Here is a 22,948-nt window from a genome sequence, read left to right as displayed (position 1 = left end):
CGGCTCTGACCGGCCGCCTTACACAGGATAAAAACATGCACGAATATGTAATTGAGGGTGGATTTCCGATTCAGGGGACAATTACAGCAAGCGGCAACAAAAACGCAGCACTGCCTTGTATTGCAGCCTGTCTTTTGACATCGGAAACAGTAATTTTAAATAACATTCCTGAGATTCAGGATACAAACGTAATGCTTCAGATTCTTGAAGCACTTGGCGCAAAGGTTGAAAAAATCACAAAGCACAACTGGAAGATTCACTGCGAAAAAATTGCCCAGAAGGAGCTTCCACGCGATTTGACCAAAAAAGTTCGCGGTTCAATTGTATTTGCGGGACCTCTTCTGGCACGTAACGGAAAATGTGAAATGATGCCTCCTGGAGGTGACGTTATCGGTCGCCGCCGCGTGGATACCCACTTCCTTGCCCTTAAGGAACTTGGCGCCAACATCGTTGTAAACGGACATTTCCAGCTTACAGCCAACAAGCTTAAGGGAGCAGACATCTTTTTGGACGAAGCTTCGGTTACTGCAACAGAAAACGCCGTTATGGCAGCAAGCCTTGCAGAGGGCGAAACAATCATCCAGAATGCGGCAAGTGAGCCTCACGTTCAGGACCTCTGCAACATGATTAACAAAATGGGCGGCCAGATCAGCGGAATTGGAAGTAACATTCTCCGCATTCAGGGCGTAAAACAGCTGCACGGCTGCGAATTTACAATCGGCCCTGACACTATTGAAATTGGTTCTTTCATTGGAATGGCGGCTGCAACCCGGGGAAAGATTACTATTAAGGGAATCCGTCCTCAGGAAATGCGTCCGCTTAAAAACAGTTTTGCCAAGCTTGGAATTTCCTGGCGTCTTGACGGCGACGAGCTTACAGTGCCAAACACCCAGGAATTAAAGGTAAACAACGACCTTGGAAACGCCATTCCTAAAATTGATGACATGCCTTGGCCGGGATTCCCAGCAGACCTTACTTCCATTATGACGGTGGTTGCAACACAGGTAGAAGGCACAGTTTTGATTTTTGAAAAGATGTTCGAAAGCCGAATGTTCTTTGTTGATAAGCTGATTTCCATGGGCGCAAAAATTACCCTCTGCGACCCTCACCGCGCGGTTGTAAGCGGACCTAGCATGCTGCACGGTGACCACCTGGTTTCCCCTGATATCCGTGCCGGAATGGCCATGGTGATTGCCGCTATGTGCGCGCACGGTGAAAGCCGAATCAGTAACGTTTACCAGATTGAACGCGGCTACGAAGATTTAGTAGGCCGCCTCCAGGCACTGGGAGCACACATAAAAACGGTAGATGTAGACTAAATTATAACAAGTCCCGATCCCCGGAGTTTTTCTACTTCCGGGGATTTTTTTATTTGCTGTAAGTACTTTTTGTAAAGATTTTCTTCTGTTTCAGGACGCAGCTTCCATAAAAGTTCTGCAAGGCTTTCTTCAAACTCAGAAGAGAATTCTTCCTGCATATAAATCCAGGAGTATTTTCTAAGTCCCTTTTTATTTACCTTACCGCAGGCAACAGGCTTACTTCCAAGCCAGAAGATTTCCCTTTTTTCTATATCCTTTACCGGCGCCGATTTGCGCTCTTCATAGCGGTCAATGGCTTTTTCTATCAAATTCTTTGGCACAGTCGGGGAAGGAACTTCGAAATCAAACCATTTACGAACCGGCATTTCAAGCTTTTTCCCGTGCATCCAGGCGGTAAGGGCATTATCAAGGGCTGCTCCCCACTTAGCAAAACGTTTTTCTCCTTCAAAATGAAGGCAGTTTCTTGCAAAAATACTTTTTCCTTCCGGGAAAATCGGTTTAAGTTCCGGGTGCAAGCCTTTCTCCCACTCTTCCATAACGCGGGAATTTTTTGTGAGGATAAATTTATGCCAGAAAGCAGAATCCAGAAGGCCGGCCGCAAAGAACTGACGCAGAGTTTCCATAGAGTTGATGATGTTCTGAGCCGTGTCATTCCAGAAGCCGTAAATCATATAGGCGTGGACAAGAATGCCGTTTTCCTTAAAGGCAGCGCAGGCCGAGACAATTGAATCTATGTCGGTGCCCTTGTTGATGTTCTTAAGACCGTCGCCGGTGGCAACTTCAAGTCCGGCACTTACCCCGCCAAGACCTCCGTAGGAAAGCAGGGCTGCCAGGTCGTAGGTAAAGGATTTTTCAAAGCGGACATTACCCCAGTAGTAAAGAGGCTTATTACCGCCCAAGTTTACCGCCCGCGCATTCAAAAGGGCAAAAGACTTAAGGGCAAGAGGAGGCATGGCTTCATCAACAAAATGAACGCCAAAAATATAATGATCCCAGGCAGTTCTGTAAAGGCTTTTAAAAAGGCGCTCAACATCGGTCATCTCATAACCGCATACATAATCAAGCTGGGTGTCGCAGAAGGCACATTTATGCCAGTAGCAGCCGTGGGCAAGATAAGCCTTTATCCAGCTGCCATCAGACCAGAGACGCTGCATAGGATTTTTATCATCACAAAGGCGGGGGTAAACAGAAAAATCAATATCAGAAAAATCCGGGAAGGTTCCGCGGGTAGCACTGCTTTCAATAAAAGTAATATGCTCATCCCCCTTCCAGTCAGGTGCAATCACTCCATTTTTTGTAAATTTCCTGAATTTATAAATCGGAGTGGAATCGAAAGCCATTCCGCCGCCAGAAGCCTCCGTTTTTTTTATGAAATCATAAAAGCCACCGTAGCCCCGGTCATAGGAAAGCGCATTAATATATTTCCCAAGCGCCATATCGTCAGCTTCACGAAGTTCAGTATTTACAAAACCGCCGCCCATAACAACATAGGCCTTAGAACCATATTTTTCTTTAATATAACGCGCCGTGTAAAGAGCCGGCATAAAAGTCCCCGCAAAAGGAACCGTAATTCCCACTAAAAAATCAGTACCATAATCCTCCTGGTCAAGAACCTCTTCCAGAAGTTCCCTGTAAAATTCCGTCATCACAGGAGAATCCAGTCTTTTTTCTATTTCAGAAAAGCTTGATTCATCAACTGTAAGACTTTCTGCATAGCGGACAAGAGAAAAATTGGAATCAAAAACCGCGGTAATATAATCAGCAAGGTCAGCAAGGGCATAAGAGCACAAAAAGCGAACATCATCAACAGAAGGCTCACGTCCAAGTCCATTCAGAAAGTTTTCCATACGGCTTCCGCGTGGCGCTTTAGGAGAAAATAAAAGTTCATGCTCTTTTTCACGAGCATCCCCACATAAAATTGCAGTAATTACATCAATCCAGCTACACCAGGAATCAGAAGTACTTACATAACGGCGAAGATTGAAGGCAGTTCCCTGGTCCCCTTCCCGCTCAGCCTTGTCCGCCATTTCAAGAGCCCGCTCTTCAGTCAATTCAAAAATGCGGGTCAGCCCGGGACGTGAAAATATTTTGTAAAAGAGAGAAATGCTCAAGTCTAAAAAACAAACCTCGCACTTCATCGTTCTGAAAAAGGATGCAAGATAAGCTCCGGCAGGATAAGGGGAATTAAGCTGTACAAGAGGCGGCTGAATAAGAAGAACTTTCATATAAAAAAAGCGGGGCCTTTACCCCGCCATCAACTCCTAGAATCTAAGATTTACAACAGTGATGTCATCAGGGAGCATTGCATGCTGCTTCCAGCGCTCAACAGTACGGCTGGTAAAGCGTTCCATATCTGAAACATCCTTATCATACAAATCTATAAAGAATTTCTTTGTATTGTCATCATCAAAACGAACACCATCATCATCCTGCATGTCAGGAAGTCCGTCTGAATACATATCAACCTGAACACCAGAAGCAATTGCAAGTTTGTAGCCTGCCTTAGAAGAAGATTTTAAAGCATCGGCAACGGCACCCATTCCAAAAGGAGGCAGGGTTGGCTTAAGGGTTGCAACCTGAACTTCCCCCTTATCATTTTTCTTGCAGGCATAAACGTCTGTATGGCCGCAGTTCAAAACTTCAATCTGATTTTCCAGGGCATCAATATAGCAGATTGCACCGGTAATAAAGTTTCCTACAGGAACTACAGTCGCAAGGAAGCGGTCAAGCATTGTTGCAATCTGAACGGCAGAAAGGGTTGAATGAACCAGCTGCTTTAAGGTTGCAAAATAAGAACCGATTGTAACAGTAAGCAGGGCTGCGGAAACGTTTTTACCAGAAACGTCAAAGCTTCCGATTACAAAAGAAGTCTGCGAAACTCTCTGGGCAATATAAAAGTCACCACCAACGGCATTTGCCATCTGATTATAAATTGCAACGTGGAATGGGAAATCTTTTGTAGCTTCATCATCAGGAAGAAGGTGCTGCTGAATTACCTTAGCCTTTTCCAGATCATGCTGGCGGACAGCGCGAATCTGCTGGCGGACATCATCTGCAGAAACAATCCCAAGATAACTGCGGTTATTAAGAAGAACTACAAAGTTCTGAACGCCGTTTGCCTTTACTGCTTCATCAACCTTATCAACTACAAGCTCGCAGAAGTCGCGGGCATTAAGAGTCAGTTTAGCATCAACAACGTAGTCGCGGCAGTTTTTTGCAACAAAGCGCTTAAGGGCGGTACTGGTTGCTTCTTCAACAGTTTTACGCTCAATAACACCAATAACAGAACCAGTTTCTTCAATAGGAACAGCCTCCAGATCTGCCTGAGTTTTGAACATTTCTACAACGATATCAAGGGAACTTTCACCACTTACAGGCTCAATTGACTTTGTAATGGAACCAACCTGGCGGTCGGTGTAAGTGTTTTCAAGACCTGTTTTTTGAAGCTCAATGTCAGGGGTATTGCTGCCGGCATCGTCAATAAAAAATGACTCGTCTACAACTTCTTCTTCCATAGTTTTTTTACTCCATTTTTTTAAATCAATATACTATTTTAAATCCAGATATTTTAATTGTCAAATTAATCCTTAAAGGCCTTTCCCAAAAGCACCGGCACAACCATGCTGGAAACAATAATAAGAAGAATTACGGGAGCAAAATATTTTGAATCTACCATACCAACACTAAGGCCTTTCTGGGCAACAATCAGGGCAACTTCGCCGCGAACCATCATTCCAAGTCCGATTCTATAACTATCCTTCCAGTCAAAACCCAAAAGACGGCTGATTCCGGAACATCCTATGATTTTTGAAATACAGCCCACAATTACAAAGGCAAGAGCAAACCACAAAAGGCTCATATCCATGCCGGAAAGGTCAGTTTTCAAGCCGATGCAGGCAAAGAAAATCGGGCTGAAAATCATATAAGAGTTGATGTCGATTTTCTGTTCCATGTAAGGCGCGTCTGTAAGACTGCAGAAAACAACACCTGCGATGTAAGCTCCGGTAATATCAGCAATGCCAAAGAATTTTTCTGCGGCAAAGGCATAAATAAAGGCAATTCCAAGTCCGTAAATAGGAATTCTGCGGGAATGTGGATGCTTTGTATCATACCAGCGGAAAACCCGGAAAATAATATAGCCGAAAACAATGGCGCAGATAAAAAAGAGAATGGTTTTAAGAATAACGCTTGTATAGCCGCCGCTTCCTGTGCTTACACCAAGAACAACTGTAAGAACAACGATTCCGATTACATCATCAATAATTGCAGCACTTACAATAGCCTGGCCTACATCAGTTTTAATTTTTCCAAGCTCTTTTAAGGTTGCAACCGAAATGCTGACAGAAGTTGCAGTCAAAATCGTTCCGATAAACATGGCCTGGTAAAATTTTGCAGTTCCAAAGCCGACAAAACCCCAGAAGCAGAGAGCCATTACAGCACCCATAAAAAGAGGTACAAAAACGCCGCAGCAGGCAATAAGGGTTGCCTTAAAGCCGGATTTTATAAGGGATTTAAGATTTGTTCCAAGTCCTGCCGAATACATAATCAGAATTACACCGATTTCCGACATATATGTAATAAACTGATTTGCTTCGCGGTAGATTACACTTGTTTCACCGCCGCCAAAATTCTGAAAAAATGGCAGAAAACGCAAAAGAAGACCGGCAACAATCTGCCCGGCAACAACCGGAAAGCCGATTTTTTTTACCTGAGTTCCAAGGAACTTAGCCGCAATAACAATAATTCCAACGGACAAAAGAATCTGCAGGATGATTTCTGTGTTTGGTAAAGATGACATAAAAAAGCCTCTAAGTTAAATAAAGAATACAGCACACCGGCCTGGTGTGCTGTGAATTAAAGAAACTATAGACTAAAAGTAAAAGTTAGACAACTATTTTGTAATCAAAAGGCTTTATTGTTTGACCAGACTTTGGTTCGGTCCATTCCCTGTCAGAATTGTTAACCCAGACAGTAATCTTTTCTTCTGCGTTCTGGCGTTCGTAGCACAAAACCTTATCGTTACCAGTTTCGATGAAGTTAACCGCCCCGTTTCGCAGCGCCTTGTGGGAACGTCGAAGGGCAATCAGCTCTTTATAAAAAGAAGTCATATCGCCCGGTCTGCAGGCAACATAATCGCAGTTCTTACCATCATCATCCCAGACAAAGGCTCGGCGGTATTCGTCTTCGCTGATTCCCTGCATGGCACGCTCATCACCCGCAAAAATACCGGGCATACCAGGCAGCGTCATCTGAACAAGAGCGGCCAACTTCAAAAGTTCAGGCTTTTCCCCGCACAAGGAAATAAAGCGGGAAACATCATGACTGTCCAGAAGATTCATCTGGGCATAGGAAACAGGTCGGGGATAGCGCATAAGGCTTTCATTAAAAGTTGCTCCAAAATCACCGGCAGAAATCACGCGGTCTGCAAAAAAATCACGGCAGAGATTTACAAAACGGTAGTTCATTGCAGAATCAAACTCGTCGTAAACCTGCCAGTTCTGAGCATCCTCCCAGACTTCAGCCAGCATAATTGCATCTTTTTTTACACTGCGGATTGCCTTTTTATATTCCCGCCAGAAGTTCTTGTCAATTTCGTTAGCAACATCAAGACGCCAGCCGTCAATATCAAACTTTTCAATCCAGTATTTTGCAACATCACAGAAGTACCGGCAGACTTTTGGATTACCAGTATTCAACTTTGGCATACCCTTGTAATAACCAAAACATGCATAATTTGATTTACAATCCGGCAAAAGCGGAAGCGGCATGTCATAGTACCAGTCAAGGTATTCAGATTTTTCCTGGTTTTTCAGAATGTCCTGATAGGCAAAAAAACGTCTTCCCGTATGATTAAAAACACCGTCAAGCACCACGCGAATCCCGTTTTTATGAAGCAAATCTACAAGCTGTCGGAATTCTTCGTCAGTGCCAAAATCCGGGTCAATATGCTTGTAATCAATTGTGTCATATTTATGATATGAATGAGCAACAAAAACCGGATTCAGATACAAAACATTAATTCCCAGCTCCACAAGATAATCAATATTTTCTATTATACCGCGCAGATTTCCGCCAAGTTTTGAAGTAAGGGTAAAGCCTTTCCATTCAGCAGACTTAGCAGTTTTATCATGAAAGCGGTGACCGGTCGCAAAACTGTCCGGAAAAATCTGATACATAATTGCATCTTCCGCCCAGTCCGGCACATTATAAATTTCTTCCCTTCTCATATAAGGAATCTGGAAAAAGGCCGGCCAGATTTTTGGAAGCTCATGGCGGATTACCCCCTGAAAATAAAAACCTTTTTCGCCCGCAAAATCTTCAAGTTCAAAATAATAAAACACACGACGGAAACCCGGCTTTACTGTAACCTCGTAATAATCATGATAAAGCCCCTGGCAAACCTTTTCCATTTTTACAGAGTGCATAACAGCCGGCTGAGTTCTGTCAAAGCGGTTTCCATAAAAGACACTAACCGACTTCAAATCTCCTTTTGCACAACGCAAACGCAAAACAAAAGTTCTTTCGTCCAGAAGATAGCAGTATTCACTGTCCACTCTATGAAAAATTGCAGCTTTATTCATAAATAATATCGCTCCTGCCGTTTATAACAAAGTTTATCGATAAACTCTATAATACTATCTATTACAATAAAAAACGCGGAAAACTTCAAGAGTCTCCCGCGCCTTTAACAAAAAATTAAGCTGTCAAAAACTTATTTTGCTCTTTCAAGGAATGAACCGTCACGTGTATCGATAACGATTTTGTCATCTGTGTTGATGAACAATGGAACGCGAACTTCGATTCCTGTATCAAGTGTAGCTGGTTTCATAGATTTTCCAGAAGTATCACCTTTAACACCTGGTTCACAGTATGTTACAACGCGAGTAACGCGAACTGGCAAATCAATACCTACTGGTTTTCCTTCGTAGAATGTCAAAGCAACTTCAAGATCATCCTCTGGAGTGATGTATCCAGCGTAGTCGCCCAAGTCTTCTTTTGGAAGCTCGAACTGTTCGTATGTATCCTGATCCATGAATACGTATGTGTCACCGTCGATGTAAGAAAGTTTTGTTTTGTGTGATTCAAGGTCTACATCATCAAATTTTTCACCTGCATCCAATCCCAAATCCATAGTTGAGTTTGTAACAAGGTTCTTTACGCGGAGGTTTGTAACCATTCCGGCACGACCTGAACGCTGACCAAGCATCTTCTGAACGATAAGGGCGTTTCCCTCATACATGAAAGCAGTTCCAACTTTCAACTGTGATGTCATTAACATAAAAAATACCTCTATTTTCTAAAAGGGCAGACGCCCCAAGTTTCAAAATTCTTTTACATTATACAAATTTCTTCAATAAAAGTCATCAGGTTTTGCCCAAGGTCCCCGTTTTTCCGTAAATCAAGAGCGAAGTCCCTGAATCCCCCTGCAAGATGATTCTGCATGGCAAGCATGGTCGAAACGCTGTCCTGCAACATGCGCTTATTTTCTCCACTTTCCGGCGAATTGATGGCTTGCCACGCAGCGGCCACCTTCCCAAAATCTTCCTCGCTAAAGTGCCGCCTCATGCGCTCAAGTAAAGCATTAACCTTTACAAGCTGGTATTCATCGCTTTGCGGATATGCGTGCCAGATAAAAGGAATTCCAGTAAGACAGGCCCGGCTAAGGCTTTCTTCTCCGCGGATAAAAAGGAAAGAGCAATCTTTCATCATATTGTCCCAGTCAGTCTGGTTCATAAAAGGAAGAACTTCAATCCCCTCTTCCCTTCCCCAGGCCTCAACAAAGCTTTCCTGTCCAGCCCCCGCCGCACACAAGATTTTCTTTCCGGCGCAAGTTTCAGCCCCTTTAATTGCCTTTACTACAGGAGTCCAGTCGCGGGCGTAAGTAAAAAATAAAATATCGCCCTTTTCATTACGCGGACTAAGTTCTTCCCAGCCCTGGTCAATAATCAGGCCGCCTGTTTTTGCGGTAAAGCCCGGCATAAAGTTCACCTTTTTTACCTTTCCCCGGCGGGTCAAAGACTGCAGCTTATGAAAGCTTTCTGCATAATCTTCCGCACTCAGATAATCAATCATAATTATCTGAACAGTATGATTTAATTCATCATCAAAAAGGATTTTTTCCATCCAGTCAGGGCGGCCACACTGGAAGCATTCCAGAATAACCTGAAGGCGGCGGTTATTTTCTCCTGCGAACTGACCATAGCAGAAATCGTAGGCATTCCAGTCATAAACTTCTATGCCGCAGACAGACTGCAGGGCTAAATCTGCCTTTACATCTGCACAAATTTTATTAAAAGAGGAAAGATTATCTACTATTAAATTGATTTTATTGGCCGGATTAAGGCTTTTGAGTTTTTTTGCAAGGCGCCAGTTAACTCCTATATCGCCGAAGTTATCAACGACCTTGCATAAAATTGTAATTTCCATGTTTTAGTTTACTTTGCTGTACAAAGTGCTGAATTCTTCGCGCCATTCAGATTTTTTATCGCGCTCTTCCCATTCAATAATTTTTTTGATTGTAAAATGACGCTGATCACGGATATTTTCATAAGAAAGAACGGCAAAACGTCCCTGTCCGATATAGGCAACTTTCTCGTTTTCTGCAGTTGGTTCGGCGCCCTTTACCTTTTCAAGGGCACAATCAAAGTGAACAGGCTTTCCGCTGGCTTTATCAGCAAGACAAGAGGCAAGATCTGTAATAGGCTGGTTACACATAGGACAGATATTTTCACGGTTTTTAAGTTCATCAATAGCCTGAAGACGCTGACTTTCGGCTTCGCTATTTTCGTAAAGGCTTCTGTTAAAATGGAAGGTTTCTTTTTTTTCAAAAACAGTTGAATTCTGATTTTTGTTTTTATTCTGGTTCTGATTCTGTCCTTTCCAGTTTCCCTGATGTCTTTTGTTACGTCGTCTGTCCATAAAAATCTCCGGAAAACCCGGCTATTCCTTCCGGATTTTCAGTTCGTCGGAATTTTCCATAAGCTTATTGCTTATCACCTGGGCAATGCGCATTATGGCATTGTCAATATATTCCGAGCTTTGTATTTTTTTACGCAATTCAAGAATGCGTGGTGACAAGTCTGCCTCACTGGTCTTTTCCAGAACCATTGTGGCGGTTGCCGAAGAAGCTCTTGCTCCGTAGATCATAAAATGTTACTCCGTGAAAGCATTTTCAATATGATAAGCCGGCGGTAAGCCCTGCATATCCAGAACAATCGCATCAAATCTGATGTAACTGTTACTATATTGTCGATGTTTTAACAGGAAGTGTTTAGCAGTTTTTACAATCCTTTTTTGTTTTTGTATCCCCAGAACTGAAGATAACATATCGGAAGTAGCATTAGGGAAAGTTTTCACTTCCACAAATACCAGAACTTCATTTTTCATTGCTATTATATCAATTTCGCCGCCCTTTGTCCGCCAGTTGCGCTCAATAATTTTATAGCCCTCTTTAATAAGGTATTCACAAGCGCGGTCTTCGCCCTGCTTTCCCCTTTCTTTTGTTGAATTACTAGCCTCTGTCATACTGTCCTTCCCTCACGCTCAAGTACAAAGGCAAAAATTGCGGCAAGGGCTTGAAAGGCTTCTTCGGGAACAGCGTCATTTACTTCCTCAAGCGAAAGTAAATCTACTAAAGGAGCGTTTTCTTCTATATAAATATTATTTTCCTTTGCAATATCAAGAATTTTTTCTGCAAGCTGTCCCTTTCCCTTGGCCGTAATAAAGGGCACTTCTGCTCCCTGAGGGTATTTAAGGGCGACCGCCGACTTTTGAGATTTTATTTCCATTATCGGGGAAGCTTTATCAGTCAGATTAAAATGATTTTTCACACTCTGCCTCCAACTTCAAAAAACTCTTCACTTTCGCAGCCGGAACCTTCCAGCTCTGATTTTTCTGCAAAGATAATTATTGGAGCTCCGCTTCCTATAAGTTTTTTTGCAAGCAGGGCCAGAAGTTTTTCTTTCTGACTGTCTTTTACAGGAAAATTACAACGGACTTTCTTACACTTTTTATTTTCAAAATCCAGATTAAAAAGATACTCGTTATTATTGATTAAAACATTAAAGTTCAGTTTTGAAAGCTTTTTATCATCCCCAATCAAAAGCCGGATTATTCCCCTTCCGATTTTTTCATTCTGCGAACCTTCAATAATTTCATAAGGAAGAAAAATCCAGCCATTCTTATGATTTATGATTTTTAATGCGGGAGTCTGCTCTTTTTCCCCAGCTTCAGCGTCATTTTCCAGCAGATTCAAAAACTCCAGAAGCTGAGCCTGAGATAGTTCTATTCCCTTATCTTTAAGGATTGTTAGAAGTTCAGCAGCCTTCTTTTCCTTTCCCGCAAAACGAATGCTTAAAGCATGAAGTTTTCTTATTACATCAGCATCCAGCTTCATGGCAAGCTGCTTCATCTGCAGGGCTATATGAGAATTAATCTGGTCAGGAGGAAGCCCTATTTCTGCAAGAAGCTTCTGCAGCTGATTCTGAGACTGGGCTTCAATAATCACCTTATCGGCCAGTAAAGAAATTCCGCTTTCTGATTTAGGAGTGATTTCAATCTTTCCATTATTTAGATTTACGGTCGCAGTAAAAGTATCGCCAGCCTTAAGGGGATTTTTCGAAGTAAGCCTTACCCTGACTCCGGCAACGCTGCCTTCATACTGGCCGCCCCCCTTATCCGCAATCACCCGCACAAGAACAGAAGAGCCTTGCTGCAAGACCTTTACATTCTGAGAAGCCTTAAGCTGACTGTGCGCACTCACATAAAGCGGATTCATAATTTAAAATTACAAAAAAAAAGCGAAGATTTCAATTAAAATCTTCGCTTGCTTAAAAGGCTTATTGTGTAATTTTCTTCAGGCTGAATACATCAAGTTTTACCTTATTAAAATCCCGGTCAATTTCGCCGGTAAGTTCAAGAATGTCAGAAGAAGTTGCCGTAACACCATACCAGTATTCATCGTCAATTTCGACCATCATTTCTCCGGTTGCATCACGGAACATATATTTTTCATCTCCAAGACGTCTGGTAATATTTCCGCGAATAGTTACAACTGAATCATCGAACATCTTTTTTGCTTTACTTACGCTTGTTATAGGACTTGCTTCTCCCTCGCCTATAAAGCCTCCCATCTGTCCACCATAATTATCACCCTGGAATCCCTGAGCAAAACAAGAACTGCCAGCAGCTAAAAAAAGCGCTGCCATCAATACTGATAATACCTTTTTCATAAGCATCCTCCAGTTTTGTAGATTTTCTCCGATCTTCTTTAATTATATGAGCAAATTTTATAAAAACAAATAAAAAGGAAAGTAAAAAAAATGAAATTAAAGTAAAAAACTTTTTTTTGCAAATTAAAAAATCTTGTTATAAAATTATTTCTATAAATCAGGAGTCTCAACCTATGAAAAAAATTAAATGGATTATAATTTCTTGTGCAGCAGCCGCCCTTATTGCATACGCAGGATTTTTTGCAGGCACTCAGACTTCAAAAGAGCATAATACAGATGAAATAGAACTTATGACTCTGATTAATAAATCTGAACTTTCTGTTTTTGATAAGGCAGAAGGAAAGATTTATGTAACGGGACACAAAAGTCCTGATTCAGACACGGTCGGTTGTGCAGTAAGTTATGCGCGCCTTTTATGCCGCCTTGGTTACGATGCCCAGCCGGTTCTGCTTGGACCTATAAATCATGAATCAAAGTATATTCTTGACAGGGCAAAATTAGAGGTACCACCCTTACTGGAAAATGCTGCAGGAAAAAACATGGTACTTGTTGACCACAGCGAATACAGCCAGTCGGCAGACGGACTACATGAAGCAAATGTTCTTGCAATAATAGATCATCACGCTGTAGGCTCTGTAATGTCAGTTGCCCCTGCAATTGATGACACCCGCCCTCTTGGTTCAGCCGCCACAATCGTATGGATCCGCCACAGAAACTTTGGCATGCAGCCGGAAAAAGAATATGCAACTGCAATGCTGGGATCAATTCTTTCTGCTACAAGAAACCTTCAGGCTGTAAATACAACTTTTGCAGACCGCCAGGCAGCTAAAGCACTTGCTAAAATAGCAGGTATTAATGACGTCAACGGCTTTTACAAGGGAATGTATACTGCAGCCATTTCTTACGAAGGAATGAGTGATGAGCGTATCTTACATAATGATTACAAGGAATACGAAAGAGGGGGAAAGAAATTCTGCATAGGCTGTGTTACTGCTTATGATTATGATTCTGCAAAAGAGCTTGCAAATCGCATTAAGAAAATCTACCCTGCTGCCCTGCTTGAAAAGAAACTGGACTACGGCTTTTTACAGATTGATATTCTTCACGATGACATTTCCTGCACCTATTTAATGGGAGCAGATGAAAATTCAGATAAAATATTAAAGGAAGTGTTTAAGGAAGCTCCGTCTGCTTATGACGGACTTTTATACAAGCATGAGCCTTTTGCTTCAAGAAAGTTCTTTGCGGTACCTGAAATAACAAAGGTATTAGAAAGTAGATAGAAGTAAAAAAAAAGGAAGCTCTGTAACAGGGCTTCCTTTTTTTTAAGCAATATTTAGCTTATGGAAATTACTTAGCGCTTGGCTTGTTAGCAGCTGCTTCGGCTCTTTCTGCCTTGATACGTGCTTCTTCTGCTGCAGCGAAAGCTTCAGCACGAGCGTTACGTGCGTTAAGTTCTTCAGTGATTTTTGCACCAACCAAAGCCTTAACTTTAGCAGCCTTACCAATTCTGTCGCGGAGGTAGTAGAGCTTAGAGCGGCGTACTTTACCAGGACGAACGATATCAACCTTTACGATACGTGGGCTGTTATAAGGGAATACGCGTTCTACACCTACACCGTAAGAAATCTTACGAACAGTGAATGTTTCGCGGGCACCAGAGTTCTTCTTGCAAAGAACAATACCTTCAAATACCTGGATACGTTCTGTTTTACCTTCAATAATTTTGAAGTAAACTTTTACTGTATCACCAACATTGAAACCCTGAGCTCCAACGCGTTTCTGTGTTTCTTCAATAGTCTTAATAATATCCATAATAGTCTCCTATTCGGTCTTAGTTTTATGCTTTCTCTTTTTCTTAGGCTGAGTTTTAGCAAAAAACTGTTCGTTTATTTCCTCAATCATCTTTTCGGCTTCTAAAGAAAGCTTTCCGTTTCTTCTTGCTTCCCAGATTAAATCAGGGCGATTTGCAAGGGTCTTCATCAAGCGTTTTTTAAGCCGCCACTTCCGGATTTCTTCGTGGTTACCGCTCAGAAGAACATCAGGAACTTTCATTCCATTGTATTCAACCGGGTGAGTATACTGCGGATACTCCAGAAGTCCGTCGCAATAAGATTCTTCTTCCAGCGATTCATGATTAATTACACCGTCTACAAGTCTGTAAACTGTATCAATCACTACTGTCGCTGCAACTTCTCCGCTGGACATTACGTAATCTCCAATAGAGACTTCCATGTCAACGTAGCTGTCGATTATCCTCTGATCAATACCTTCGTAACGACCGCAGATAAAAACAAGTTCGTCTTTGCAACTTAACTCTTGAGCCAGATTCTGTGTCAAAGGCTTTCCGCTAGGTGTAACATAAATTACAAACTTTCGCTTAGCCTTAACGCTATCAAGGGCTCTTCCAAGAGGTTCAGGCATCATTAACTGACCTGCTCCACCTCCATACGTTCCGTCATCACAAGTTCGGTGCTTATCAAGAGCGAAATCTCTGATGTTCACCAAATCGTAAGCAATAATTTCCTTTTCTACTGCCTTGGCCATGATTGAGTTTTCAAAAAAAGCCTTAACAATATCTGGAAATAAGGTTAGCACAGTAAATTTCATGGAATTACTCCAGAATCCAGAGGTGCATCAATTGTACCGTACCGTTTACAACATCAACTTTACCAACGTGTTCATTATTGAATGGAACCAGGACAGTACGAGGCTTTCCCGATGCCGTAAACTTAATGTCATCACCAATACAAGTGCAACTCTCGGAGAGAGAAACTTCTAACAAGTAACCTGCTCCGCCTTCCAATACGTCTGTGATTGTTCCTACAACTTCTTCAGCTGCAGGCGCATCTGACAGTGCCGGATCGCCGTTCCACACAAGGGAACAATTTTGTAAATCGGTTATGTACCACTCGTCTTTTTTCAAAGGCTTAGCGTACTTGCGGGGAACTACTAACTCCCAGCGGTTAAACTTTTTAATCGCTTCGTCGGAATCAATTCCCTTAAATTTAAGGTACACAGTGTTATGTGCCAAAGAAGCCGATTCAACCTTTACTTCTTTAGTCTGATCACCATGACGCAAAGTAACCTGTTCAAGTTTAGCAATATGCTCGTACTCGCCTGAGCTACTTTCTACTTTACATTCACCCTCAAAACCGTGAGGTCCGCGGATAAATCCAACTACCAGTTCCTCTTTTAACATCTACCCTTCCCGAACTTAGTCCAGAATATCAAGGCTGTAACGTTTACCGTCTTTTACAGCAGATGCGCTCAAAACTGTACGCATAGCTTTGGCAATACGGCCATATTTTCCGATTACCTTACCAATGTCGTTTTCAGCAACTTTAAGCTGAAGAACCATTCCTTTCTCGCCTTCAGTTTCATTTACAGATACAGCTGACGGATCATCGACCAATGATTTTGCGATGTATTCAATCAGGTCTTTTTCCATTTTCTGCTCCTCTGTAAATTAGTTTGCTTTTGCCTGACGGTTCAAAAGTTTCTTAACGATGTCAGTAGGCTGAGCACCAACACTGATCCAGTACTTTGCACGTTCTGCATTGATAGAAACCTGAGCGTTTTCTGCAGCGATTGGCTGGAAAGTTCCGATTTCTTCGATACAAGCTCCGTCGCGTGGCTCACGTGAGTCCTGAACAACTACACGGTAGCATGGGCGCTTTTTAGTACCAAATCTCTTAAGTCTGATTTTGACCATTTATTCCTCCATGGCGGCATAATGCCACCAAATTTAATCATAGTTGAGTGAATAATATATTACAAAACAAAGATTGTTTCAAGATATGAAAAAAGCTTTGAAAAAACTGGCAAAATTCATAAAACCATGTAACAATATATTATAATTATATAGAAGATTTTGGAGGCTGACATTGAAAAATCCTTTCAGAAAACTTAGTTTTAAAATCATCCTTACAGTCTTAATCGGTACGGTTATCTCTAACATTGTAATTGCACTTGTTGTCTGCAACGGTTCTTCAAAGGCCCTTCAGCAGATGATGTACGAAGACCTGCTTCATTCCGTTTCTGCGGTTGCAAAGGATATGAACACAAACAACCAGCGCGAATTACGAATGCTTCAGACTCTTGCCCTGAATGAAAGTCTGCGAAATCCGGATATTTCATTAGAAGAAAAATGCAAAATTGCAAGTAATGCAGTTGCTTTAGATAAGCATTATATAGAAGTTTCCCTTCTTGATATGAGCGGAAACGGAATCAGAAAAAACGGAACAAGATTTTCTGCAGGAAGAGAAGAATATTTTACCGGTGCAGCAAAAGGAAACCTTGTAATTACAGATCCTACAGTAGATTCTGCCACAAAAGAAGTTTATATGATTTATTCATATCCTGTACGAGACTTTTCGGGCAAGGTTATTAATGTTGTCTACTGTAAAATGAACGGTTACACCCTTAGTGATTTGTGTCTTGAGCACCCGATGTCCAAAGGAAGAAATCCTTATGTTATCAGTGCCGCTACAAAAATTACCCTTGCAAACGAAGACCACTGGAAGGTTGGTGTTGAAGATGTAGGAGCCATTGAAAAAAAGACTCAGGGAACCTCTCTTGGAGACCACCTTACCCTTATGCTTTCCGGCGTTACAGGAAACGACGTTTATGTTGATGGCGGTAAAAAATGGATGGCAGTATTTGAGCGCATTCCTGACACAAACTGGATTGCAGCCTGCTCTGTTCCATTCTCAGATTTCCAGGAACGCCTTACTCCCCTTATCATAATGATTATTGTTGCTGTAATTGTTATGACCCTTGTTTTCCTTTCTGTTGTCGGCATTGTAATTCAGCTTTCTATCAGACCTCTGCGCCAGCTTAAACGGGCAATTAAGGAAATATCTTCTGGAAATGCAGATTTAACCCAGCGTCTTACAGTTAATTCAAAAGACGAAGTTGGAGATGTAGTAGAAGGCTTTAACGAATTTACGGCAAAGCTTCATTCAATTATTTCTCAGGTAAAGAACTCTAAGGATGAACTTAGCGGTGCCGGCAGTCAGATGAACGACATCACTCTTGATACAGCTGCTTCTATTACAGAAATTATTGCAAATATTGAAAGCGTAAACAAACAGATTGTAAACCAGTCTGGCAGCGTAGACGAAACAGCCGGCGCCATCAACCAGATTGCCTCTAACATTCAGTCTCTTGAAAATATGATTGCAAACCAGACTACCCAGGTTTCTCAGGCTTCTGCTGCCGTAGAAGAAATGATTGGAAATATTTCCAGCGTAAATCAGACGGTAGAAAAAATGGCTTCGTCTTTTGAGCAGCTGGAACTGAATGCCCAGAACGGTTCTGCAAAACAGCAGGACGTAAACAGCAAAATTGAACAGATTAAAGGTCAGTCAGAAATGCTGCAGGATGCAAATACGGTTATTTCCGCAATTGCTTCCCAGACCAACCTTCTTGCCATGAATGCCGCAATTGAAGCAGCCCACGCTGGCGAGGCAGGAAAAGGCTTCAGCGTTGTTGCAGACGAAATCAGAAAGCTTTCTGAAAATTCCAGCGCCCAGTCAAAGAATATTGGAGTTCAGCTTGGTAATATCCGCAATTCTATAGAAGATGTTGTTGCTGCTTCTGTTGAATCCAGTGAAGCCTTCCAGGCAGTTACAAACAAGATTCACGAAACAGATGAACTTGTACGCCAGATTAAGGGAGCAATGGAAGAACAGCAGATCGGCAGCCAGCAGATTGGCGATGCCCTGCATACAATGAATGACTCTACCCAGGAAGTCCGCACTGCTTCTGCAGAAATGGCAGAAGGAAACAAGCAGATTCTTCAGGAGGTTAAGAACCTCCAGGATGCAACTGCAAAGATTCACGACAGCATTGGTGAAATGTCTATTGGTGCAAAGAAAATCCATGAAACAAGAACCGCCCTGTCTGATGTTTCCGGCGTAATGACAGGTTCTATTGAAAAGATTGGAAGTGAAATAGATTTGTTTAAGGTTTAAGTTTTAAGGTTTAAAACAAGGCAGCCAGAAGTAATTGCAATCCGCAGGCTTCTGGCTGTTTTTTTTGTCTTTATTGTCTTGGCTTATACTGCTTTTTAAAGGCCTTATAATCTGCATTAATAGCCTTAAGCCTTTCTTCATCCTGTGCTGACCATTCAGAAGAGCCTTTCAAAGCAGGCAGCATTTTATCAAGCTGGGCTTTTTGCTCTGCAATTACGAAATCGAGTTCTTTTGCAGCGTCTTCATCTTCTTCCTGAATTGCGGCATATATGTCTGCATTCAGCTGATTAGCAAGCGAAAACATTGTATCAATCTGTTCACGGGTGATAATTTCTGTATCATCAAATTCCACTCCGTCAATTTCATAAATACCATCGTTTTCTTCCAGCTCAAGCGAATCTGATTTTTGAGTTTTTTCTATTTTAGTTTTGTTTTTTGGAGTCTTTTTACTTTTTTTAGCCTTTTTTTCTTTTGCATTTACAAGCGGCAAAGCAAGAAGAAGCAGAACAAAAATGAAAAGAATCTTTTTCATAAATCCTCCTGTGTGTGTAAGCCCGCCGGTCAGAGCGGGCGGTGTTCTATAGCAAAGCGTTAAAAAAAATTGCGATGCAGCAATTTTTTAGCTTTACATTATCCATTGTACCACATCTTTAAAAGTTGCGGGAAGAAGATTTTTCAGATAAAATAAATGTAATATTGAATCTTGTTTTGAGGTGCGTCATGTACTGCAGGCCATTTACAAATCCGCCTGAACATCTGATAGTAAAACATAAAGCAATTTTCGGGACATTTTCTGGAGTTTCACCGCACATAGACATTCGCGGAATGAGGGCACCATATGCAGGCATTCCTTTTCCTACTTTTTTAACAAAGCTTAGAATTAAAAGCCGCATAAATTACGTATTTACTGTAGATAAATTTATTGGTCTTGCAGAAATCATGGATTTTAAGGTTCTGGGCCTTTCAAAAATTAACTTCTGGAATACAGAAACAGGAAAACGTTACCTTTACTATGCCGTAATGCCTCCTAGAAGACGCTTTATTCCAAACATAACAAAACGAGGAATCTGCGCCTGCTACAGAAAATCACGTTTTTTAAAAATTTCATGGGGAAGAAACCATAAGCACGGAGCCATGAGTTTTTCTGCAAAAGGAAATTCTGTCCGTCCGGATGCAGAAGGATACTTTTATTCAAAGGTAGATGATGATTTTCATACAGACTGCATGTTTGTAAATCCATCTCCTACCTCTTCCCGCTGCTCAGCAACCTGGTTCACTACAATGGGAATTTCAGGCCACATTGCCATCAACAAAGAAGAAGCGGCAGATGCAGCTGGTCTTGCAATAATGACCATAAACCGCACCTACATAAAGGTTCATTCAAAAATAAAACTTGCTTACGGACTTGGCACATATAAAGGAAAGAAAATTGCATTCCAGCTTAAAAATTCAAACCTGGATGCCGCAGATTCAGACCGCTATAACGACAATGTACTTGTGGTAGACGGCAGGCAGACTGCCCTTCCGCCAGTTTACATGACCCACCCCTTTGGCATTGACCAGAAGTGGATAATTCAGGATACAGAAAGCATGGTAGATCTGGCTTTTACCCCCGTTTCTAATAATACCCGGGTACTGAACATTATTGCACTAAGAGCAAGCGACAATACAATGTACGGAACATTTGAAGGCGTTCTTATGACCGCAGAAGGCGAAAAAATTACACTAAAAGGCTTTCCGGGAATTTTATACAGAAACTTAATCAGATTCATATAAAGAGGTTGCTTATGAATGATGATATTAAAACTGCAGACTGGGCACCAGGAACTCTGGATAATACAAGAAAAAATATAGGTGACATTGACCGCGAAGAAGCCAGGCTTATGGCAAAAAAACTGGGCGGAGAAGTAATGTACGAACGCTCACACAATTCTCTTGCGGGCTCAAGCAGTGCAAAAACCGGCGGAAAACTGGTGCGTGCTGGCGGTACTTCCAGCACCCCGGGCGGAATATCAGCCGCTTCAAGTGCAGGTGCAGCCAGAACAAGCAAACCTACAGGAGTTCCAACAGCAGCGCAGCCAAAACATAAGAAAAATGAATCTCTTCCAAATATTTCAAAAAAGGTAGCAATTGCCTTTGATAAAATGATGATGTCGCCGGAATACAAAATTAAACCAAATTACGGCTTTTTTAATTTTGTACGTTCCTGGCAGAAAAATGGAGCAGAAAAACTCAGCCCTGATTTTATTAATTATGATGTAAAAGCCATGATAGACCACATGGAAGGTTTTATTACCGTTATAAAAACCTTAATTCAAATGGCACCTTCTACCTACAAGGCAAAAATTGCAGCCGACACAGAACCAAAGTTTAAACTTTTGCGAATGGTTGCCGGCTGGACAATGCAGACTATCCGCGTGGAATATGTAAACATTACCTCTGCACCTCAGCCCTGGATTGTAGCAGACATGATTCCTCTTGTTAGGGCAATCTATAAAAATCTTATTACAGTTTACTATTATGGAAACAATAAGATTCCAAAGCTGATTAAAGAAATTTACACAGACGAATGTGCCTACCCTGAGGCTCCGCGCGATAAACTTTCAGGTCTTGCAAAACACGCAATTACAGAGTGGCTTTACCTGGACACAGAAGTAATTAAAAAGCTCTACCCTCTTTTAATGCGCATGTGCTGCGATTCAATTGAACAGTATCCGGGCTTCTTTAATGCAAAGGTAGCCGATATTTTAAAATTCTTAGGACTGCATAAATTTGATCTTCTGCTGCCTGAAAAACCAAAACCACAGGAAGAAGTAAAAAAAGAAGCGCCTAAAAAGCCAGAGCCACCACAGCGCGGCTTAAAAGACCAGACAGTACTTACAGGACTTAAGCTGCTTGAACAGCTCTTCCCAAAAGCAGGTTTTGATAAGCTGGAGGAAAATCCGGATCTTTACCCATACTTCCAGCCGATTTTCCGCTACGAAGATGGCTTTAATGTGCTTTCTCCAAAGAACCCGATTCAGAAAATCATTGTTTTACAGACCATTATTGAATTCTGCTTCCAGGGCTGCCGCAACATCAACTTTACAATAGAAGATGAGCACAAAAAAGATGAAGGAGATACAATCTTTAAGGTTCTTGATGACTGGTCTGCATACCGCGAAGACGTATTCGGCCGCCTTTACTGCGAACCTCTTCTGGACTTAACAAATTCAATTTACTCTCAGCCTGATTTTGCAAAATCGCATATTGGTAAGCGCACAATTACAAACCTTTTGTGGCAGAACACCTACCACTTTATGCCAATGTTCAAATTTGATAAACTGATTCTTGAACACCCTGCAGACGACAGCAAGTACAAACCTCTGTTTAACCGAACAGACTTTGCACGAAAGTTCCTTACAACTGCCGTAAACCAGTGTGATCAGGCTGTTAAAACAAAGGGAAAAGTAGAATTACTGGAAAACCCATGGCAGCATTACAAATTTGACGTTCAGAACGAAGTTTCTAAGCGTCTTGATGTTCTTTTAGGAGCGCAGAACCACGGGCCGAACACAAACGCAACAAATGCAAACCTTTTAAAGTATACTTTGTGCTTTGTGGCAGTTCTTGACTGGTACATTAATAACCAGGAAAGCCCTGCATACCAGACAGACCCAATGGATATTTACCGTATAAGCGAAGCCGACGGCAAACCGCAGTTTACAATTAAAGAGCGCAACGACCAGAACAAACTTTTTGCCGAAGCCATTAAGGCAAATTACCAGAAGGGAGCAAAGTAAAATGAAAGTTACAAAGATTTTTCTTGCAGCAATTATTACGGCAGCAGCTTTTTGTGCCTGTAAGCTGGATTTTAAAAACGAAGGTGAAGATAAATGGGTAGTTTCAAACCAAGCCCAAAAGCAAGTTACAGTTACTTTTAATGAAACAGTTGCTTCCATTCCAGAAGGAAACAGCGTACATAACTTTCCTTTTAATGCAAGCGTAAGTATTGATGATGCAGAACATGTTAATTTTACAACTTCATATTCTTATGCAGAAAGTACAGCCCGAAGAAGCTTAACAATTACAGCCCAGAATAAATATAAGTATGAAATTACAAATAATACAGGCATGGACATAACTTTTGATTATTATTACAAGATGCTGGAAACAGTAAGTAATGTAACTGAAGGTACACCAGACGAAAATGACATTGCAACCTATACAATTGAAGATGGAAATACAGGCTCAATTTATATATATAAGAGCCAGCCTACTCTAACCTTCAAGAACGGCTCAGATACACTTTCATACACATCAACTACAGACACAAGCGGGACAATCTGCATAACTGTAAAATAACCGCAAATCAGCCGCAGATTTACTCAGATGATTTTATCTGTGTAAATCTGTATTTATCTGCGGCTAATTATTCACG

Annotated in this window: 24 protein-coding genes; 6 read left to right on the top strand and 18 right to left on the bottom strand. The window is 41.6% G+C overall.

What is annotated here, in order from left to right; translation table 11 throughout:
* Positions 1-35 precede the first annotated feature (35 nt).
* Positions 36-1,319, top strand: a complete 1,284-nt coding sequence (gene murA / locus MSI_RS01265; protein WP_009102850.1) for a UDP-N-acetylglucosamine 1-carboxyvinyltransferase — start codon at positions 36-38, stop codon at positions 1,317-1,319.
* Here the strand turns inward: murA and MSI_RS01260 are convergent.
* The 12 genes from MSI_RS01260 to MSI_RS01205 all read right to left on the bottom strand — a co-directional run bounded on the left by MSI_RS01260 (position 1,316) and on the right by MSI_RS01205 (position 12,550).
* Positions 1,316-3,544: a hypothetical protein gene (locus MSI_RS01260; RefSeq protein ID WP_009102849.1), complete on the bottom strand. Its 2,229-nt coding sequence runs from the start codon at positions 3,542-3,544 to the stop codon at positions 1,316-1,318. The two genes, murA and MSI_RS01260, sit on opposite strands and share 4 nt — an antisense overlap.
* Positions 3,545-3,580: 36 nt before the next feature.
* Complete coding sequence (locus MSI_RS01255; protein ID WP_009102848.1) at positions 3,581-4,834, bottom strand: SpoIIE family protein phosphatase; 1,254 nt, start codon at positions 4,832-4,834, stop codon at positions 3,581-3,583.
* A gap of 65 nt (positions 4,835-4,899) precedes the next feature.
* Positions 4,900-6,117 (bottom strand): cation:proton antiporter, encoded by a 1,218-nt coding sequence (locus MSI_RS01250; RefSeq protein ID WP_009102847.1) that lies wholly within the window; start codon positions 6,115-6,117, stop codon positions 4,900-4,902.
* 85 nt (positions 6,118-6,202) lie between these two features.
* The gene (locus MSI_RS01245; protein WP_009102845.1) at positions 6,203-7,900 is read right to left on the bottom strand and encodes a glycoside hydrolase family 13 protein; all 1,698 of its coding nucleotides are present in this window, start codon (positions 7,898-7,900) and stop codon (positions 6,203-6,205) included.
* Positions 7,901-8,031: 131 nt separating this feature from the next.
* A complete protein-coding gene (gene efp / locus MSI_RS01240) occupies positions 8,032-8,598 on the bottom strand; it encodes an elongation factor P (protein ID WP_009102843.1) in 567 nt (188 codons plus the stop codon).
* Positions 8,599-8,651: 53 nt separating this feature from the next.
* Positions 8,652-9,746, bottom strand: a complete 1,095-nt coding sequence (earP, locus tag MSI_RS01235; protein WP_009102840.1) for an elongation factor P maturation arginine rhamnosyltransferase EarP — start codon at positions 9,744-9,746, stop codon at positions 8,652-8,654.
* Positions 9,747-9,749: 3 nt separating this feature from the next.
* Entirely contained in the window at positions 9,750-10,238 is a 489-nt protein-coding gene (locus MSI_RS13720; protein WP_009102838.1) for a hypothetical protein, read from the bottom strand.
* A gap of 21 nt (positions 10,239-10,259) precedes the next feature.
* Complete coding sequence (locus tag MSI_RS01225; protein ID WP_009102835.1) at positions 10,260-10,466, bottom strand: hypothetical protein; 207 nt, start codon at positions 10,464-10,466, stop codon at positions 10,260-10,262.
* A gap of 6 nt (positions 10,467-10,472) precedes the next feature.
* Positions 10,473-10,844, bottom strand: coding sequence for a YraN family protein (locus MSI_RS01220; RefSeq protein WP_009102832.1), 372 nt, complete (start codon positions 10,842-10,844; stop codon positions 10,473-10,475).
* Positions 10,841-11,149 (bottom strand): EscU/YscU/HrcU family type III secretion system export apparatus switch protein, encoded by a 309-nt coding sequence (locus MSI_RS01215; protein WP_009102831.1) that lies wholly within the window; start codon positions 11,147-11,149, stop codon positions 10,841-10,843. Before MSI_RS01215 ends, MSI_RS01220 begins: the two co-directional genes overlap by 4 nt.
* The gene (locus tag MSI_RS01210) at positions 11,146-12,096 is read right to left on the bottom strand and encodes a hypothetical protein (RefSeq protein WP_009102829.1); all 951 of its coding nucleotides are present in this window, start codon (positions 12,094-12,096) and stop codon (positions 11,146-11,148) included. The genes MSI_RS01215 and MSI_RS01210 overlap by 4 nt, the downstream gene beginning before the upstream one ends.
* Positions 12,097-12,157: 61 nt before the next feature.
* Positions 12,158-12,550: a YgiW/YdeI family stress tolerance OB fold protein gene (locus MSI_RS01205; RefSeq protein ID WP_009102827.1), complete on the bottom strand. Its 393-nt coding sequence runs from the start codon at positions 12,548-12,550 to the stop codon at positions 12,158-12,160.
* 173 nt (positions 12,551-12,723) lie between these two features.
* Between MSI_RS01205 and MSI_RS13715 the strand changes: the two genes are divergently transcribed.
* Positions 12,724-13,833 (top strand): DHH family phosphoesterase, encoded by a 1,110-nt coding sequence (locus MSI_RS13715; protein ID WP_009102825.1) that lies wholly within the window; start codon positions 12,724-12,726, stop codon positions 13,831-13,833.
* A gap of 67 nt (positions 13,834-13,900) precedes the next feature.
* Here the strand turns inward: MSI_RS13715 and rplS are convergent, their stop codons facing one another.
* From rplS to rpsP, 5 genes are read right to left on the bottom strand one after another with little or no spacing between them, the layout of a single operon-like run.
* The gene (gene rplS, locus MSI_RS01195; protein WP_081481333.1) at positions 13,901-14,368 is read right to left on the bottom strand and encodes a 50S ribosomal protein L19; all 468 of its coding nucleotides are present in this window, start codon (positions 14,366-14,368) and stop codon (positions 13,901-13,903) included.
* A gap of 6 nt (positions 14,369-14,374) precedes the next feature.
* Entirely contained in the window at positions 14,375-15,160 is a 786-nt protein-coding gene (trmD, locus tag MSI_RS01190; protein ID WP_009102819.1) for a tRNA (guanosine(37)-N1)-methyltransferase TrmD, read from the bottom strand.
* A 4-nt stretch (positions 15,161-15,164) separates the two neighbouring features.
* Positions 15,165-15,752 (bottom strand): ribosome maturation factor RimM, encoded by a 588-nt coding sequence (gene rimM, locus MSI_RS01185; RefSeq protein WP_009102817.1) that lies wholly within the window; start codon positions 15,750-15,752, stop codon positions 15,165-15,167.
* A gap of 15 nt (positions 15,753-15,767) precedes the next feature.
* On the bottom strand, positions 15,768-16,001 hold the full coding sequence (locus tag MSI_RS01180; protein ID WP_009102815.1) for a KH domain-containing protein: 234 nt from the start codon (positions 15,999-16,001) through the stop codon (positions 15,768-15,770).
* 18 nt (positions 16,002-16,019) lie between these two features.
* Positions 16,020-16,265, bottom strand: coding sequence for a 30S ribosomal protein S16 (gene rpsP, locus MSI_RS01175; protein ID WP_009102812.1), 246 nt, complete (start codon positions 16,263-16,265; stop codon positions 16,020-16,022).
* A gap of 172 nt (positions 16,266-16,437) precedes the next feature.
* Here rpsP and MSI_RS01170 point away from each other — a divergent pair, with 172 nt between their 5' ends.
* On the top strand, positions 16,438-18,528 hold the full coding sequence (locus MSI_RS01170; RefSeq protein ID WP_009102810.1) for a methyl-accepting chemotaxis protein: 2,091 nt from the start codon (positions 16,438-16,440) through the stop codon (positions 18,526-18,528).
* A 70-nt stretch (positions 18,529-18,598) separates the two neighbouring features.
* On the opposite strand, the gene MSI_RS01165 is transcribed toward MSI_RS01170, so the two are convergent.
* Entirely contained in the window at positions 18,599-19,060 is a 462-nt protein-coding gene (locus tag MSI_RS01165) for a hypothetical protein (RefSeq protein WP_009102809.1), read from the bottom strand.
* A 188-nt stretch (positions 19,061-19,248) separates the two neighbouring features.
* Here MSI_RS01165 and MSI_RS01160 point away from each other — a divergent pair, with 188 nt between their 5' ends.
* The 3 genes from MSI_RS01160 to MSI_RS01150 are packed head-to-tail and all read left to right on the top strand — an operon-like array spanning position 19,249 to position 22,872.
* Positions 19,249-20,304: a DUF2804 family protein gene (locus MSI_RS01160; protein WP_009102807.1), complete on the top strand. Its 1,056-nt coding sequence runs from the start codon at positions 19,249-19,251 to the stop codon at positions 20,302-20,304.
* 11 nt (positions 20,305-20,315) lie between these two features.
* Entirely contained in the window at positions 20,316-22,310 is a 1,995-nt protein-coding gene (locus MSI_RS01155) for a hypothetical protein (protein ID WP_009102805.1), read from the top strand.
* A 1-nt stretch (position 22,311) separates the two neighbouring features.
* Entirely contained in the window at positions 22,312-22,872 is a 561-nt protein-coding gene (locus MSI_RS01150; protein WP_009102803.1) for a hypothetical protein, read from the top strand.
* Positions 22,873-22,948 lie beyond the last annotated feature (76 nt).

Origin of the sequence: Treponema sp. JC4, from assembly GCF_000260795.1 — a bacterium.
GTDB lineage: Bacteria > Spirochaetota > Spirochaetia > Treponematales > Treponemataceae > Treponema_D.
The sequence above is the reverse complement of the archived record's forward strand: the minus strand, read 5'-3'. Positions and strand labels throughout refer to the sequence as shown.

Coding starts and splice junctions, on each gene's coding strand:
- murA (WP_009102850.1), top strand. CDS start 36: ATGCACGAATATGTAATTGAGGGTGGATTTCCGATTCAGGGGACAATT.
- MSI_RS01260 (WP_009102849.1), bottom strand. CDS start 3,544: ATGAAAGTTCTTCTTATTCAGCCGCCTCTTGTACAGCTTAATTCCCCT.
- MSI_RS01255 (WP_009102848.1), bottom strand. CDS start 4,834: ATGGAAGAAGAAGTTGTAGACGAGTCATTTTTTATTGACGATGCCGGC.
- MSI_RS01250 (WP_009102847.1), bottom strand. CDS start 6,117: ATGTCATCTTTACCAAACACAGAAATCATCCTGCAGATTCTTTTGTCC.
- MSI_RS01245 (WP_009102845.1), bottom strand. CDS start 7,900: ATGAATAAAGCTGCAATTTTTCATAGAGTGGACAGTGAATACTGCTAT.
- efp (WP_009102843.1), bottom strand. CDS start 8,598: ATGTTAATGACATCACAGTTGAAAGTTGGAACTGCTTTCATGTATGAG.
- earP (WP_009102840.1), bottom strand. CDS start 9,746: ATGGAAATTACAATTTTATGCAAGGTCGTTGATAACTTCGGCGATATA.
- MSI_RS13720 (WP_009102838.1), bottom strand. CDS start 10,238: ATGGACAGACGACGTAACAAAAGACATCAGGGAAACTGGAAAGGACAG.
- MSI_RS01225 (WP_009102835.1), bottom strand. CDS start 10,466: ATGATCTACGGAGCAAGAGCTTCTTCGGCAACCGCCACAATGGTTCTG.
- MSI_RS01220 (WP_009102832.1), bottom strand. CDS start 10,844: ATGACAGAGGCTAGTAATTCAACAAAAGAAAGGGGAAAGCAGGGCGAA.
- MSI_RS01210 (WP_009102829.1), bottom strand. CDS start 12,096: ATGAATCCGCTTTATGTGAGTGCGCACAGTCAGCTTAAGGCTTCTCAG.
- MSI_RS01205 (WP_009102827.1), bottom strand. CDS start 12,550: ATGAAAAAGGTATTATCAGTATTGATGGCAGCGCTTTTTTTAGCTGCT.
- MSI_RS13715 (WP_009102825.1), top strand. CDS start 12,724: ATGAAAAAAATTAAATGGATTATAATTTCTTGTGCAGCAGCCGCCCTT.
- trmD (WP_009102819.1), bottom strand. CDS start 15,160: ATGAAATTTACTGTGCTAACCTTATTTCCAGATATTGTTAAGGCTTTT.
- rimM (WP_009102817.1), bottom strand. CDS start 15,752: ATGTTAAAAGAGGAACTGGTAGTTGGATTTATCCGCGGACCTCACGGT.
- MSI_RS01180 (WP_009102815.1), bottom strand. CDS start 16,001: ATGGAAAAAGACCTGATTGAATACATCGCAAAATCATTGGTCGATGAT.
- rpsP (WP_009102812.1), bottom strand. CDS start 16,265: ATGGTCAAAATCAGACTTAAGAGATTTGGTACTAAAAAGCGCCCATGC.
- MSI_RS01165 (WP_009102809.1), bottom strand. CDS start 19,060: ATGAAAAAGATTCTTTTCATTTTTGTTCTGCTTCTTCTTGCTTTGCCG.
- MSI_RS01160 (WP_009102807.1), top strand. CDS start 19,249: ATGTACTGCAGGCCATTTACAAATCCGCCTGAACATCTGATAGTAAAA.
- MSI_RS01155 (WP_009102805.1), top strand. CDS start 20,316: ATGAATGATGATATTAAAACTGCAGACTGGGCACCAGGAACTCTGGAT.
- MSI_RS01150 (WP_009102803.1), top strand. CDS start 22,312: ATGAAAGTTACAAAGATTTTTCTTGCAGCAATTATTACGGCAGCAGCT.